General features: G+C 43.4%; 20 protein-coding genes. 2 read left to right on the top strand and 18 right to left on the bottom strand.

The window, feature by feature from the left end:
• Positions 1-176 precede the first annotated feature (176 nt).
• From P343_RS32340 to P343_RS32255, 18 genes are all read right to left on the bottom strand, one after another.
• On the bottom strand, positions 177-1061 hold the full coding sequence (locus P343_RS32340; protein WP_023511040.1) for a polyprenyl synthetase family protein: 885 nt from the start codon (positions 1059-1061) through the stop codon (positions 177-179).
• Positions 1058-1312: an exodeoxyribonuclease VII small subunit gene (gene xseB / locus P343_RS32335; RefSeq protein WP_023511039.1), complete on the bottom strand. Its 255-nt coding sequence runs from the start codon at positions 1310-1312 to the stop codon at positions 1058-1060. The genes P343_RS32340 and xseB overlap by 4 nt, the downstream gene beginning before the upstream one ends.
• Positions 1305-2660 (bottom strand): exodeoxyribonuclease VII large subunit, encoded by a 1356-nt coding sequence (gene xseA / locus P343_RS32330; protein ID WP_023511038.1) that lies wholly within the window; start codon positions 2658-2660, stop codon positions 1305-1307. The genes xseB and xseA overlap by 8 nt, the downstream gene beginning before the upstream one ends.
• Positions 2660-3523, bottom strand: coding sequence for a bifunctional methylenetetrahydrofolate dehydrogenase/methenyltetrahydrofolate cyclohydrolase FolD (gene folD / locus P343_RS32325; RefSeq protein WP_023511037.1), 864 nt, complete (start codon positions 3521-3523; stop codon positions 2660-2662). Before folD ends, xseA begins: the two co-directional genes overlap by 1 nt.
• A gap of 23 nt (positions 3524-3546) precedes the next feature.
• Positions 3547-3954 carry a transcription antitermination factor NusB gene (gene nusB, locus P343_RS32320; protein ID WP_023511036.1) on the bottom strand — a complete coding sequence of 136 codons (408 nt, stop codon included), beginning with the start codon at positions 3952-3954 and terminating at the stop codon, positions 3547-3549.
• A gap of 291 nt (positions 3955-4245) precedes the next feature.
• On the bottom strand, positions 4246-4653 hold the full coding sequence (locus P343_RS32315; RefSeq protein WP_023511034.1) for an Asp23/Gls24 family envelope stress response protein: 408 nt from the start codon (positions 4651-4653) through the stop codon (positions 4246-4248).
• Positions 4654-4672: 19 nt separating this feature from the next.
• Positions 4673-6025 carry an acetyl-CoA carboxylase biotin carboxylase subunit gene (gene accC, locus P343_RS32310; protein WP_023511033.1) on the bottom strand — a complete coding sequence of 451 codons (1353 nt, stop codon included), beginning with the start codon at positions 6023-6025 and terminating at the stop codon, positions 4673-4675.
• 14 nt (positions 6026-6039) lie between these two features.
• On the bottom strand, positions 6040-6525 hold the full coding sequence (gene accB / locus P343_RS32305) for an acetyl-CoA carboxylase biotin carboxyl carrier protein (RefSeq protein WP_023511032.1): 486 nt from the start codon (positions 6523-6525) through the stop codon (positions 6040-6042).
• A 267-nt stretch (positions 6526-6792) separates the two neighbouring features.
• A complete protein-coding gene (locus P343_RS32300; RefSeq protein ID WP_023511031.1) occupies positions 6793-7326 on the bottom strand; it encodes a SpoIIIAH-like family protein in 534 nt (177 codons plus the stop codon).
• Positions 7327-7339: 13 nt separating this feature from the next.
• Positions 7340-8002, bottom strand: coding sequence for a stage III sporulation protein AG (spoIIIAG, locus tag P343_RS32295; protein WP_023511030.1), 663 nt, complete (start codon positions 8000-8002; stop codon positions 7340-7342).
• A 4-nt stretch (positions 8003-8006) separates the two neighbouring features.
• A complete protein-coding gene (gene spoIIIAF / locus P343_RS32290; RefSeq protein WP_023511029.1) occupies positions 8007-8639 on the bottom strand; it encodes a stage III sporulation protein AF in 633 nt (210 codons plus the stop codon).
• Between the two features lie 13 nt (positions 8640-8652).
• Complete coding sequence (gene spoIIIAE, locus P343_RS32285; protein ID WP_023511028.1) at positions 8653-9852, bottom strand: stage III sporulation protein AE; 1200 nt, start codon at positions 9850-9852, stop codon at positions 8653-8655.
• Between the two features lies 1 nt (position 9853).
• Positions 9854-10255, bottom strand: coding sequence for a stage III sporulation protein AD (gene spoIIIAD / locus P343_RS32280; RefSeq protein WP_023511027.1), 402 nt, complete (start codon positions 10253-10255; stop codon positions 9854-9856).
• 14 nt (positions 10256-10269) lie between these two features.
• Positions 10270-10473: a stage III sporulation protein AC gene (spoIIIAC, locus tag P343_RS32275; RefSeq protein WP_023511026.1), complete on the bottom strand. Its 204-nt coding sequence runs from the start codon at positions 10471-10473 to the stop codon at positions 10270-10272.
• Positions 10474-10519: 46 nt separating this feature from the next.
• Positions 10520-11035: a stage III sporulation protein SpoIIIAB gene (gene spoIIIAB / locus P343_RS32270; RefSeq protein WP_023511025.1), complete on the bottom strand. Its 516-nt coding sequence runs from the start codon at positions 11033-11035 to the stop codon at positions 10520-10522.
• A complete protein-coding gene (gene spoIIIAA, locus P343_RS32265) occupies positions 11032-11985 on the bottom strand; it encodes a stage III sporulation protein AA (RefSeq protein WP_023511024.1) in 954 nt (317 codons plus the stop codon). Before spoIIIAA ends, spoIIIAB begins: the two co-directional genes overlap by 4 nt.
• 149 nt (positions 11986-12134) lie before the next feature.
• The gene (efp, locus tag P343_RS32260) at positions 12135-12692 is read right to left on the bottom strand and encodes an elongation factor P (RefSeq protein WP_023511023.1); all 558 of its coding nucleotides are present in this window, start codon (positions 12690-12692) and stop codon (positions 12135-12137) included.
• Positions 12693-12917: 225 nt separating this feature from the next.
• Positions 12918-13430, bottom strand: a complete 513-nt coding sequence (locus P343_RS32255) for a YqhR family membrane protein (protein ID WP_023511022.1) — start codon at positions 13428-13430, stop codon at positions 12918-12920.
• A 243-nt stretch (positions 13431-13673) separates the two neighbouring features.
• On the opposite strand from P343_RS32255, the gene P343_RS32250 reads away from it, so the two are divergent.
• Together P343_RS32250 and P343_RS32245 are read left to right on the top strand one after the other, a co-directional pair.
• Entirely contained in the window at positions 13674-14624 is a 951-nt protein-coding gene (locus P343_RS32250; RefSeq protein ID WP_023511021.1) for a DUF1385 domain-containing protein, read from the top strand.
• A gap of 20 nt (positions 14625-14644) precedes the next feature.
• On the top strand, positions 14645-15052 hold the full coding sequence (locus P343_RS32245) for an SA1362 family protein (protein ID WP_023511020.1): 408 nt from the start codon (positions 14645-14647) through the stop codon (positions 15050-15052).
• The last annotated feature ends 43 nt before the right edge of the window (positions 15053-15095 follow it).

Here is a 15095-nt window from a genome sequence, read left to right as displayed (position 1 = left end):
ACTAGCCCAAAGCTGGGCGCCTTAAGCCGGCACCAGGAACTTCATCGATGTGCCCTTTGACGGATTTTTAGCCCCGTCTTCAAGTAAAGTAGAATGACTAGAATACTGCACCATCATTTTTTATGCAATTAAGTTTATCACAAATTTGACAAACGCTCAAATATCAAAAAATGTGGTTAATAGGTTCGATGCAAAAGATAATCGGCTAGATCTGCGAGATATCCTTGTTCCAGACCTGCTTCTCTCAAGCTTCCAATAGCAGCATTTACCTGTTGTGAAAGTTTTTCTTTTGCACCTTCTAGACCTAACAAACTGACGTATGTGTTCTTTTGATTGGTTAAATCGCTTCCAATCGGCTTTCCAAGCTTTTTTTCATCACCCGCAATATCAAGAATATCATCGCCAATCTGAAAAGCGAGTCCGAGATGTTCGGAATAACGAACGAGTGCAGCGGTTTGCGTTTCAGTTGCCTTTGCCAGCACGGCTGCAGCTTCAACAGGAAAACGAATCAGTTTGCCCGTCTTCCGTCTGTGTACAGAAATTAATTCTTCCAGTTGGAGTGTCTTTCCTTCTGCTTCAAGATCGTCCTCCTGACCGCCAACCATTCCTTCAGGACCCGCCGCAATTGCCAACATACCCATAATTTGGCACTTTGAAGAAACATCAATTTTTGTATCGTTAGCGATCACTTGAAAGGCGGCAGTCAACAATCCGTCGCCAGCGAGAATCGCCGTTGCTTCACCGAATACGCAATGATTGGTAGGTTTTCCTCTTCGCAAATCATCGTTATCCATTGCCGGAAGATCATCATGAATAAGTGAATAGGTATGTATCATTTCCAGACCAAGCGCAGTGCTCAAGCCGAGCTCTTCACTTTTTCCAAGTTGAGTGAGTGTCGCAAAAAGTAGAATCGGCCGAATTCTTTTACCGCCCGCCTGTAACGAATAAAGCATCGCCTGCTTCAGTTTAGGCGTGACCGGTGTGCCCTGAAAAACGAGCGGAAGCTGATTTTCAAACCATACTCTCTTTTCCGCCATATAGTCAATTAATGCTAAAGTCATTCCTCGTCATCTCCCTGAACAGAAAAAGGTGTTGTCTCTCCATTCGGTTCCATGAGCTGGTCCATCTTTTTTTCAACCGTTTCAAGCTTGTCGTGACAGAGTTTAGATAATGCCATACCCTCTTGGAACAATTCAATTGCTTTCTCAAGAGGGACGTCATTCTCCTCCAATTGTTTAACAATGCGCTCAAGCTTTTCCATTGCTTCTTCAAAAGCTGGCGTCTTTTCTTTTCCATCAGCCGTTTCACACATGTTCATTCGCCTCCTCAATGCCCCATACTTGGCAATCCATCTTGCCGTCGTGCATCCGAATTATTACCGAATCCCCAGGTGCCACTTCTTGCACGGACTTAATTAACTGATCCTTTGAATCAAAAGCTAGACTGTATCCGCGTCCCATAATTTTTAACGGACTAAGACTGTTCAATTGTGTAATCAGTTTATCAAAATATACTTCTTTCGTTTTACGGTACGCACTAAATGACCGAATGAATTGTTGTTCTCGTTCACTCAATTGCCTTTGCGCCCGTCTCATGAGTTCCTTTGGTTTGCTTTGGACGAGCAGTCGGTCTGCCATAGCCAAGTGTTCCTGTTTCTGATGGATCTGTCTCCGCGCCGATTTTCCCAAACGTTCAAGCATCCTGTCACATTCTTGCTCTTTTTGCAGAACTAATTGGCCGGGATATTTAAAAGCGTAGGATTGGCGTATCCGATGTAATCTCGTTTTCTGTTCACGCATTGTGCTATTCATCGCCTGAAACAATCGAGCAGAAAACTGATCAATGTGATGCTCCAGGTCAACCACATTCGGTACCGCGAATTCTCCGGCGGCTGTTGGTGTAGGCGCACGTTTATCCGCAACAAAATCAGCAATGGTAAAATCTGTTTCATGCCCGACTGCCGAGATAATCGGAATATGTGACCGGAAAATCGCATCGGCTACGATTTCTTCATTAAAAGCCCATAAATCTTCAATAGATCCCCCGCCTCTTCCCACAATCAGGACATCGATCTTCTCTAACCGGTTTGCCTGATCTATCGCGGAAGCAATGGACGGCGCAGCTCCTGCTCCTTGTACAAGAACCGGGAAGACTGTCAATCGGGCGGCAGGAAATCTGCGTTTAATCGTCGTAAACAGGTCACGAATTGCTGCACCGGTTGTTGACGTCACGATTCCGATTTCATAAGGGACCTCAGGAATGGCTTTTTTCAAAGAAGGATCAAACATCCCCTGTTCCTGAAGTTTCTTTTTCAGCGCCTCATAAGCAAGGTACAGGCGACCTAATCCATCCTGTTCCATATCACGAATATAGATTTGATATTCACCATAAGGTTCATACAAGGCCACTGATCCCTGAACCAACACCTTCATGCCATCTTCAGGCTCGAATGCCAGCTGTCTTGCATTTCCGGCGAACATCACTGCACGGATCCGCGAATTTTTATCTTTTATCGTAAGATAAAGATGTCCACGTGAATGCCGTTTATAATTGGAAATCTCACCCCTAAGCCAAACATTTTGCAGATTTCCATCCGTTTCCATTAACTGCTTGATATAGCGTGTCAGTTTGGTCACACTAATGTAACGGTCTTGATCCATCAAAGGCTGCTCTTCTTATTCTGCCGATCTGCGGCAATCAATGTATTCTCAAGAAGCATCACGCGAGTCATAGGTCCGACGCCTCCTGGCACAGGAGTAATAAAGCCGGCTTTCTCTTTAACTTCTTCAAAGGAGACATCACCCACCAGCTTACCAGCGGCATTACGATTCATACCGACATCGATGACAATGGCACCGGGTTTGATGTCTTCAGCGTGGATCAACCCTTCTCTGCCTGCCGCGGCAATGAGAATATCCGCCTGCTGTGTATATTGCGAAAGCGGCTTAGTTTTTGAATGACAAATCGTAACGGTTGCGTCAAGATTCAAGAAAAGCAGTGAAGCAGGTTTGCCGACGATATTGCTTCGGCCAACGACAACTACATGCTTTCCGGCAACCGGTACATCAATGGCTTTAAGCATTTCAATGATTCCTGCCGGCGTGCAAGAAACAAAACCTTCCTGTTTCGTGACGAGACGGCCAACGTTTATTGGGTGAAATCCGTCAACATCTTTTTCCGGACGAATGGCCTGGATCACCTTTTGCTCGGAAATTTGATTAGGCAATGGCAGTTGAACAAGAATACCGTGGATCTCTTTATTTTCATTTAACTCCGCAATTTCAGCTAACAATCGCTCTTCTGTTACAGTGTCGGGAAATCGGATCAGTTCTGAATATATGCCCACTTCTTTGCAGTCACGAATTTTCCCTTTAACATAAGACATAGATGCCGGATTTTCACCTACGAGAATAACAGCGAGTCCCGGTACAAATCCCTGTTGTTTCATTGATTCAATACGAGACATCATTGCTTTTCTTTTTTCTGCAGCAATCGCTTTTCCATCAATCAGTTGTGCGCCCATCAATCATCCATCCTTTTCATTCATCATTCATGACTTTCAGTTGCAATTTCCTTTGAAATACCGGCCAAGACGCCGTTTACGAATTTACGTGTCTGTGCATCACTGTAAATCTTGCATAGTTCAACCGCTTCATTAACGGTAACCGTTGTTGGAATATCATCAAAATATAGAATTTCGCTCACCGCAAGACGCAAAATTGTTTTGTCAATATTACCCACTCGTTCAAGCGACCAGTTTTTCAAATGCTTGCTGATGAGATGGTCAATTTCATTTTCATGAGTTAATGTATTATCTAGTAATTGATTGACAAACGGGTCGATCGGCTGGCCGCTTTCGTTCACAGCATTTAAGGCTGTTACCCGCTCAGTCCCACTAAGTGTCATCTGAAATAAGGCTTGGAGTGCCATTTTTCGTGCTTCTCTTCGATTCATCACTGACTCCCTTTCGTTACACGTTCTCATAAACCATTACGTTTGGAGATTAATGCGCTTTGTTCAGTTAAAGATTCTGTTCGAAAAGGAGGACAAAAAGGACCAAGAAGGTCAAGGAAGCGTAGCTTTAAGCACCGGAACGTATACAAATAATACGTGAGGAGCGGAGAAGCAAGCTGACGCAGAGATTCGCCGGTAATTTTTCCCGGACTTTTCGAACACCCTCTTATATAGAACCCGCACACATAAGACACGGAAAGAAGCAAAGGGAAATCTTTGCCCCTTTGCTTCTCAATCAAACTCGGAAATGGTTTTTTCTTTATTTTCAAAGCGGACACCGACAACATGAACATTGATTTCATGGGCATCAAGCGCCGTCATCCTTTTCAATGCCTGAGCAATATTATCCTGAACCTTCTCAGCCACTTCAGGAATAGAAACACCATAATTCATAGTCAGCTGAACATCGATGTTAATGCCTTCCTCAGTCAAATCCACCTTGACGCCCTTCCGATAGTTCCGGCCGCCAAGTTTTTCGACCATTCCTGAAGCAAAATTGCCATGCATATCACCAACCCCGACAACCTCGACAGCCGCAAGACTCGCAATCACTTCGATCACTTCAGGAGAAATTTCAATTCTGCCTAGATCCTCCTGCAGCTCTTCAACCTCAATCGTTCGATTTTCGTTTTCCGGCATGATTGTCACACCTCCATGATTAGCTTTGCTCGTTAAGTGGATACTTTTTCAAAAACTTTGTATTAAACTTGCCGCTTTTAAATACCGGATGCTGCAGCAGACGAAGATGGAAAGGAATTGTTGTTTTTATGCCTTCAATAACATATTCGTCAAGTGCGCGCTGCATTGTCGCAATGGCATCTTCTCTTGTTTTTCCGTACGTGATTACCTTTGCTACCATGGAATCATAGTACGGAGGAATAAAGTAGCCTTGATAAACCGCCGAATCAATCCGGACACCCGGTCCGCCTGGTGCAAGGTAAGTTTCTACGCGTCCGCAGGCAGGCATAAAATTCTTGTTCGGATCTTCAGCGTTAATTCTGCATTCAATGGCATGCCCGTGTAATTGAACATCTTCCTGAGATACAGACAGCGGTTCTCCAGATGCAATTCGAAGCTGTTCTTTTACAAGGTCAAGTCCAGTAACGTATTCAGTCACCCCATGTTCGACTTGAATTCTTGTATTCATTTCCATAAAATAGAACGAGCCGTTGGGTTCATAAATAAATTCAATCGTTCCTGCGCCTCTATAATCGACAGCACGAGCTGCCCGCACAGCCGCCATGCCCATTTCATGACGTTTTGCTTCACTCAGCCCAGGTGATGGCGACTCTTCGAGCAATTTTTGAAGCCGTCTCTGAATCGTGCAATCCCGTTCCCCAAGATGAATAATATTGCCGTGTGTATCAGCAAGTACTTGAATTTCTACATGGCGGAAATCTTCGATATATTTTTCAATATAAACGCCAGAATTGCCAAAAGACGTGTCTGCTTCTTGCTGAGTAATGGTGATGCCATGGCGAAGTTCCTGTTCATCATTCGCCACGCGAATCCCTTTTCCGCCGCCTCCGGCTGTCGCTTTGATCAGAACCGGATAACCAATATCATTCGCAATTTGAACACCATCTTCTACACTTTCGATAATGCCGTTCGATCCGGGAACAACAGGAACATTCGCATTCTTCATCGTTTGCTTCGCAATGTCCTTAATTCCCATCTTGCTGATGGCTTGGGAAGAGGGACCAATAAAGATTAGATTACATTCCTCGCACATCTCAGCAAAATCAGCATTCTCAGATAAAAATCCGTACCCTGGGTGCACCGCATCGCAACCTGTCAGCGTTGCTACACTGATCATATTCGTATAGCTTAGATAGCTGTCCTTCGGAGCATTCGGGCCAATGCAATAGGCCTCATCGGCTAACTGGACATGCAATGAATCTTTATCCGCCTGAGAATACACCGCAACGGATTCTATGTTCAATTCTTTACAAGCACGGATAATTCTAACCGCGATTTCTCCTCTATTTGCAACTAAAACTTTTTTTATCATTGATAACGAACCCCTTAATCTTCCTTAACCAGAAATAGTGGCTGGCCGTATTCAACAAGCTGTCCGTCCTCAGCAAGAATATCGACAATCGTCCCCTTGCATTCTGCTTCAATCTCATTGAACAGCTTCATCGCTTCGACGATACATACGACTGTTTTGTTGTCAACTTTGGAACCTTTAGACACAAATGCCTCGGTATCAGGCGATGAAGAAGAATAGAAAGTGCCCACCATAGGTGCAGTAATTTTATGCAAGGATGCATCTTCCGTTTTCTCAGCTGAGGCGGCATCGCCTGCAGGCACGCTTGCCTGAACAGCTGCCTGAGCAACCGGTGCCTGAATCCCCGTGGTTTGCGGTACGGCCTGAATGATGGCTTTATTTGCCAGCGCAGAGGCTTTTCTCAACGTGATTTTTGTATCATCTGATTCAAACTTCAGTTCGCTGAGTGAAGATGTGTCCATCTCCTTTATTAATGCTTTAATGTCTTCAATACTTAACAAATCCAGCACTCCCTTGTCCCATCCGCTTTCATCTTAATTATAGCATATCATCTTTATAATGCCTGAATATGATGACGAACTCAAGTCCGTAAAGCGGGCATGTATTTATTCGATTATTTTCTTCCGGAAAAGATATCCATTTAGTCATACGAACTGATTGTCCATTATGTTCCGGATGACATACAAAAAAACTGCCGCGGGCAATCGCAACAGTTTCTATTCTACCTAATTTTGTTCAAAAAATCTTCAAAAAATCATGATTTCTTTTCACTTTTGATTTAATGCATAGGTTACACTGACAATTCTTCCTGTTCCTAAATATTCATTAGCCAGCTGAATCAGCTGATTTGCCTGTTGATCTGATAATTTCTTGGAATCAACAAAGATCTGGACTTGATCGCCGCTTGTTTTTACCACACTGTTTTTAAAACCTTTAGATTGAATCACATCTTCAAGCATGGTCTCATTATCAGCAATTGTCTTCAACGACGCAATGTTATCGTAAGCCGCGCTAACCTCTTTCGCCGAGCTCTTTCCTGAAGCGATTACTCCTTCATACTTCTTTTCGAGCTGCGCCCTCTCTTCATCTTTGCTGAGTTCAATATCTGCCAGCTTCGTTTCCGCTGCACTCGCAGTTACAGATTTGCCATTTTTCACATCTGCCGCAACAGGTTTCGCCTTATCGGCAGTCGGCTGCGATGCCTGATCTGAAGAATGGCCTGGGGTTGATAATGCGTATACCGACAATACAACAATTAAGCTAAGCATAGTCAATAACCATACGGTCTGTTTCTTTATCATGATAAAAGCCTCCTCATTCATTCTTCTCTAAGACTTTAACTTTATAAGTAGGGATGTCCAAAACAGTTGAAACTGCTTCCATCACCTGAACTTTTGTAGTCGGTTGGTCTGCACCCTTGGCGACGACAATCACACCTCGAACTGTTGGCTGCTCTTTGCCGATTACAACAGGGACCTTATTACCATTTTGATCAATCATAACGACTTCTGAATCTTCATTACGTTGATTGACTTCACGCTTGCCGCCTTTCTGATCAGTCTCGCTCGTTTGGTTGTCCTGCGTTTTGACATTGTTTTGGTAAATTTTTTTCTCCGTCGATGCAAAAGTCACCATGACTGAGACATCCGAAACTCCTTGAATCTGTTCCAGTATATTTTTCAAATTCTGATTGACATAGGATTCATATTTCTCAATCGAGGTCATGGAATTATTTCCGATATTTGATTTTATATCTGACAGATTCTTTGAGTCGTTGTTACTGAACACCTGTCGAGCCGTCGGTTTATGATCCTGTGAATTGCCAGAAAAGAAACGATTTCCAGCAAGGAGTGCGACGCCAATGAGTGCAAGCGCCACAAGCTTAAACAAAGTGCTTTTTACATTTTTAACCGGTTGCCCGTCCTTATCCCGTCCACCAAAGATTATGTGCTTGAAGAATTCAATCCATCGCCTCACGGGTTTATCCCCCTCCCTCCAAGTGTACTGAGATGAGGCTCTTATTGAGTTCCCACCGTTTCGCAAGGAAGGATCGGACCGTCTTCATCTCATTGGATTCTTGCACCGTTTTCTTCTGCTCTCCATCTTTCTCTATGTTGACCGATACATTTTTAACGGGTTGAATGGTCCGAATTCCGGATTCTTGATCGCGATGGTTGCGCGTTGTTTTTTCAAGATTAACAGTGACTTTGTCAACGGACAGTTCCTGCTGGCTGGTTTGGTTTGCGGATAATGCCAGATGCGTAATTTGTAATCCGTATTGTTCATTCAACTCCTCCTTCACCTGATTTTTCATGTGGACAGCCACTTGTTCTTGAATATATGCGGCTTGTGCCTTTTCTATTTCATTTTTTTGACGAGCTGTCTCGCTTTTTATTGACGTGTTGTTTTGATCGGTGATGACGCCTTTGAGCAGGCTGTCCGGATCAACCTGAAGAAGTCTGATAACCGGATCCATCAGCGCAACAATTAGAACGAGGCCAATGACAAATTTAATATATTTCTGGAATACGCCGGTAGGCACTAATAATTCCAAAATCACAGCGAAAAGCACAATCAAGACAATTTCAGAAACCCAATGAACAAGATAACTCACGATTATGCCTCCCCTATCGCACCATCAGTGAAAGATTACCGGAAGCGATGATAATCGTCAGAGCCAGAAAAAACATCAGTGATACAACAGCCAGTGATGCAAAGAGATAGAAAATGCTTTTTGCCATAATAACGAGACAATCAATCACAGGTCCGCTGCCGAGAGGCTGTAAAATCGCGGCAGCTAGATTGTAGATAAACGCGAGCGACAGAATTTTAAGGAGCGGAAAAAGGGTAATGCAAATGAGGATCAGCAGTCCCGCAATGCCGATCGTGTTCTTTAATAGGACAGATGCGCCCATGACCGTATCTGCAGCTTCAGTAAACATTCTGCCGACAACCGGAATAAAATTTCCGGTGAAAAATTTAGCGGATTTGACCATCAGGCCATCTGAAATGGAGGTAGCAGCACCTTGCACGGAGATCACACCGAGAAATATGGCAAAAAAGCCTGCAAGAGTAAACAGCGCAACATTTTTCATCAATTCACTAAGCCTCGTCAGTTTGTAATGATCCGATAAAGTACTCACAATCGCCAATAATGCGGACATGAGGAGCAGAGGTAATACAAATGAGGATATCAGCCAGCCGGATGCGTTCACAAGAAAAATCACCAAAGGGTGGAAGAAAGCAACTGAAGCCATTCCGCCGGTTGCAGCGGTTAATGCAAATATTAGCGGTATGAGAGCGATAAGAAAATGGCTCATCGCGCTCACTGTATCATTAGTATAATTGATGGCAAGCCGAAAGCTGTTCAGGAGTAGGATCATTAGCACAAGTGTGACAACGATGTAAGCCACTTTAGATACAGCTTTGTGTTCAAATGCGGATTGGATAGTCTGAAGCAGTGTTGAAAAAACGGTTAGCAAAATTAATGTACCCAGTAATTTACTACTGACCACAAGTTCATTAAGGAAATAATGCAGAAGACCATTAATCAGTTTCTTGAAGAATCCCTGTTTGTTTGAATGAACAAAACTTTTGAAATCGGGCTGAGTCTCGGGTAGAAAGCCCTTATAATCGGTGACGACTTTATTCCAGTACGCTTCGATCTGATCAGTATCAATCTTATCCAGCTGCTTGTCGGACCACTGATCAACTGTGCTCTTTGGTTCTGCGGCCATTGCCGGCTTGTCCGCGCTTAATATGAGCAAAGCGGCAAAGATTGCAAACATGAGTATGCGAAATCGTTGTGAAATCAGACTATCCGCCATTTTAACCTCCTCCTATTTGCGGCATTAGATTCATAATTGTATCAACGATTGCTGTTAGAATTGGGATGGCCATAACAAGTATAATCAGTTTGCCTGCAAGCTCTATTTTCCCAGCCATTGAGCCTTGTCCAGCATCCTTGGCGATCTGAGCACCAAATTCCGAAATATAAGCAATGCCGATTATTTTTAGAATCGTTGCAACATACATGTTGTTCAAGTGAGCGTTTTGCGCCATGTTTTTCAGCATGTCCATCACGAGACGAATCTGATCAACCATCATCAGTAAAATGAAAATGCCGGCAACTAGCGAAACAAGCAAAGCGAACACCTGATTTTTCTCTTTTAAAATGAGTGCGAGAAAGGTAACGGCGAGTCCCAGACCGACAATTTGAAGGATATCCATAGGCCAGTCCCTCACTACATATAGAGAAATACTTGACGTATTTTCTCAAAGAGATCATCAATTAGCGTAGCCGCCATATATAAAATCACAATAAATCCAATTAAAGTGACCCACTGTGCCCAATCGTCCTTTCCCATCTGTTTCAGGACCGTTTGGATCATAGCGACGATGATACCGATTCCCGCTATTTGAAAGATCGTGTTCACATCCAGTGACATCGGGACTCCCTCCTCTCTCTCGCAACAAACAGGTCCGAATAATCTTTTATATGAACAGAAGAATGAACAGCACGCCAGCCAGGAATCCGAGACTTCTCAGCATTTTCTCATTCGCCTTTTGAGATTGCCGTGCATCGTTCTCCTCACGTTCCAGATGCGCTAACGCTAGCTGAATATGCTTCTTCTGATTTTCCGCATCCTCTGTTCCAAGCGTTGTTCCAAATTGCAGCAAAATTTCCTTTTCCGGCCGCTTCAACGCTGTTCTTGGCCAGAAATGTTCAATAGAAGTTGACCAAGCAATTTGTAGAGGCAGTCCTTCACCACGTAATTGTTCGTGAAGCAACTGAAAAAATTTTGATAGCGGCATGGGAAATTGTTTTGAAAGATCAGCAGCCATTTGATCCACAGGTACTCTGCCATATACAATCTCCGCTTCAATCGACTGAAGGGCTGACCGCCATTGGCGAATCTCTCTAGGTCTGTCGCGGTACTGCCGGGCAAGCATCATTCCTGCAGCGGTCGACGCGAACAAAATGATGAGTGAGCCTACCAGTTTAATCAATGCCAAATCCCCTCTGTTGCAGTCATTTTCCGCCCCAGTTGGTCCAATATAGTTAAGCGGCAGCCTGCTTTATTTGAAAAAAGTCGTCGGGAAAGAATAACATAACGATCGAACAGTTGCGCATCAATTAAAGGGCGAATCGATGGACGATGAGACAATTGATCAAAAGTGAATCCATGAGCGGTCGCCATGACTGTCACCCCGGCATTCAATGCTTCAAATAGCGCAGCTGTATCCTCACTACCGCCGATTTCATCAACAACCATGACTTCGGGACTCATTGAGCGGATCATCATCATCATCCCTTCGGCTTTCGGACAAGCATCCATGACATCGGTCCTCATTCCCAACCGGTTTTGCGGAACACCATCAACACATCCGGCAATTTCTGATCGTTCATCAACAATTGCCGTCTTTCTAGAGCTAATATAGCGATCCGGAATTCCTTCACTGATCAGTCGCGCCATATCTCGAAGCATTGTCGTTTTTCCTGTTTGTGGAGCACCGATCAGAAGTGTATTGAGCCAACGCTGTCTGTTATACAAATACGGAACAAGGGGCAGAGCTGCACCGATTTTCTGCTTCGCCAGCCGAATGTTAAAGAATGTCACGTCACGCAACCTAAGAACATGTCCATGTTCAGTGATGACACGCCCGGCAAGGCCAATTCGGTGCCCCCCAGGGACAGTCACGTAGCCGCGCTTTAATTCCTCTTCGAGTGTATAAAGTGAGTACTTACTTATCTTTTGAAGCATCTGCTTTGCCTGTTCTTTATGAAACACTGGCATTTCCATATCATCCGCAGGTATCCATTTTTGGCCGGATACAATGAGTTCCAACGGCCATTCTGTTCGGCATCGTATTTCCTCGAGCATTTTCCTGTCATTTTCAGGCATCCGATGAAGAAATTGCTGAAAAGATTCAGGTAAGTAAGGCAAGATTTGATTCAACGTAATCACCTTGGCTTGATGTAATTGAACAGGTTCTTCTCAAAATATATGCTGGCTTGTACGCATTATGCTTATTTCATAGACAACAAAAAAGCAGCCTCCTAAGAAGCTGCTTTTGAGGTTTCTATTCAATTCAAACGTTCATATGATCATGCACGAGATACATAAAGTCCTGAACGTGTATCGATCACAAGCTTGTCACCTTCATTGACGAAAAACGGCACGCTGACAACATAACCCGTTTCAAGCGTTGCAGGTTTAGATCCACCGGAAGCAGTATCACCTTTAATACCCGGTTCGGTTTCAGACACTTCAAGAACCACTGTGTTTGGTAAAGCTACACCAAGTGTTTCACCCTGATAGGATTGGATATTGACTTCCATGTTTTCTTTCAGGAAGTTCAATTGCTGTGTAATCTGGCTTGCATCTAAATCAATCTGTTCGTAGGATTCCAGATCCATAAACGTATAAGCAGAACCACTTGCGTATAGATATTGCATTTTACGGTTCTCAATCCGAGCCGGATTCACTTTTTCACCGCCGCGGAACGTTTTTTCCTGAATGGCTCCGGTACGGAGATTTCTTAGTTTCGAACGAACAAACGCCGCGCCTTTACCCGGCTTAACGTGTTGGAACTCAATAACAGAGAGGATGTCTCCGTCTACTTCAATTGTCAGACCCGTCTTAAAATCATTTACAGAAATCATAAGCTTCCTCCTTTAAATGCGCCACATGCTGCATATGGGGACCATCCCCCGCTTGTCTCTATTAATAATAAAAAACAATGCCTGGAAACGATAATCCTAGCGCCCATGAAAAAAGCATTATTTCCAAAATAAAGGAAATAAATGCATATGTTCACATGGTCGATTCCGCTCGCATAGTTGAAACTGTGCGCAGACAAAATTCACTTTAGCCATTTTACCACAGCATCACTGATTTGAATAGGTGTTCGTTCCTGAATTTTCCTCAATGTCAAAAGATATTGAATAACCGATGAATAATCCGTACAGAGCATACAGGCACAAGGTTGTGGTAAGTGTGTTCCATCCGAGCATAGTTAGTTTTGGAAGCCCTTTAAGAAAAGGTTGTAAGAGGAAGAAGACAAAGCCCCACAGCATAAGACCAAATCCGATCGCAATCCAGATCGATTTAAGTTTACTCAGAGCGAGAAGATAGATTAGAGCAATAATAACGGATAAAACACCGATCACCGCAACAGCGATTAATTGCCCGCTCATGTTATTTCTCCAACTCCAAAACGAAAGCGGCGCAAACAGCAAAGAAGGACCAACAGTGCTGAAATTCAATAAATGGCACACAAGACCTGCTGCCGACCAGAACACCCCGCCAAAAATTCCAGTGACTGCAGCGCGGCCTAACGATTTTATAAATTCATGTTTTTGACTTGGTTTTGCGCTTGTCTTTTTTTTACGCCTTGCCATGATCTATGCACCTCTCAAGCTTTTTTCATATACCTTAGTGTGCCCATTCAATGCTAAAGCAATGTGTGAAATAAGAAAACGATCGCATCTACCGACTGAAAAACATGTTTAAATAGAAAACTATGAACAGATTCATTATCACAATTTCTAGAGGTTTTAAGCGAATTCGGGTAGAATAAGAATAAGTATAAGTATAAAGAAAATGGATATCCTAAATTTTTCAAGAATCGGGCTGATTGAGTTATGGCAAAAATTCTTCCTATATATGGTGGCCAGGCGGTCATTGAGGGCGTGATGATGGGCGGCAAATACACTACGGTAACCGCTGTGCGTCGAAAAGATCAATCGGTCTCTTACTTCGAAGCAAAGAAAAAAGAATTCCGGTCACTGTCTTTATTTAAAAAAATACCGGTTATTCGAGGAATTGTTGCCATTATTGAAGCAAGCGCGATTGGGACCAAACATTTAAATTACGCATCAGAAGTGTACGACGAAGAGCCAGGCCAAACGGAAGCAAAACAAGAAGAATCAAAAAAAGGCTTTCATCTTGAAACGGTCATAGGTCTTACAGCGATCGGCATTCTTTCGTTCTTGTTCGCTAAGTTTATTTTCACTCTTGTCCCTGCGTTCATTGCGAATTTATTTGAGCCAATCATTTCCGGAGATATTGCTCAGGTTTTGCTTGAAGGTTTTTTTAAAATTCTGCTTCTTATCGGTTATGTTTATTTTATCTCGTTAACACCAATGATGAAAAGGCTGTTTCAATATCACGGTGCCGAGCATAAAGTAATTAATACCTATGAAAGCGGCGCCGCGTTGACTGTCGCTAACGTTAGAGAACACTCTAGACTTCATTACCGTTGTGGTTCGAGCTTTATCCTGTTTACTGCGATTATAAGCATCTTTCTCTATTTTTTCGTGCCTACTGAGCCACTATGGCTTAGATTAATTTACCGTATCGCACTGATCCCTCTCGATTTAGGGCTCGCCTATGAAATTCTCAGGCTAACAAACAAGGTTCGTCACATTCCCGTGCTCCGCTGGCTTGGATATCCAGGGCTTTGGGTACAACTGTTGACAACAAAAGAACCTGATGATGACCAAATTGAAATCGGAATCCATGCTTTTGAAAAAATGCGTCACAGGGAATCTGTCATTGAACAAAATCAAGCACTTGTGGACCAGGTGCTTTAACTAACCGGAGGTGAATGTCCGTGAGAACGTTTCTGTACTCCTTTGCCTTCCTGCTGATTGGTGGACTCGGACTTTTCGGCTTGCTCTCCATGTTTCTTCCTAGCCAAAATACCGTTATCTTTACTCAACTAATCATCGTAGCACTCATCGTTATTGTTGGCCTGTTCTTTTTCCGGCGTCTGGCTGAATGGACAGGAAATGGTGACCAAGCGCGTTATCGTAAAGCAGCACGCCAATCACGCAAAAGAAGAAAGTTAGCTTCGTTTAGCCGCAGAACACGAAACCTTCATCCGACCCAAAAACTAAAAGTTATTAAAAATGGTGCTTACAGATTGAAGGATCTGACACATCATTCATCGAAAAGCCACGATCATTTAACAGTGATTGAAGGACGAAAAAACAAGAAAAAGAAACGCTTATTATTCTAAATATATCTATATTCATTGCATAAAAGGATTGGCGCTCAGCCAA

Source organism: Sporolactobacillus laevolacticus DSM 442 (genome assembly GCF_000497245.1).
In the GTDB taxonomy this organism is placed as follows: Bacteria; Bacillota; Bacilli; order Bacillales; family Sporolactobacillaceae; genus Sporolactobacillus; species Sporolactobacillus laevolacticus.
This window is presented reverse-complemented; position numbering and strand designations above follow the sequence as displayed.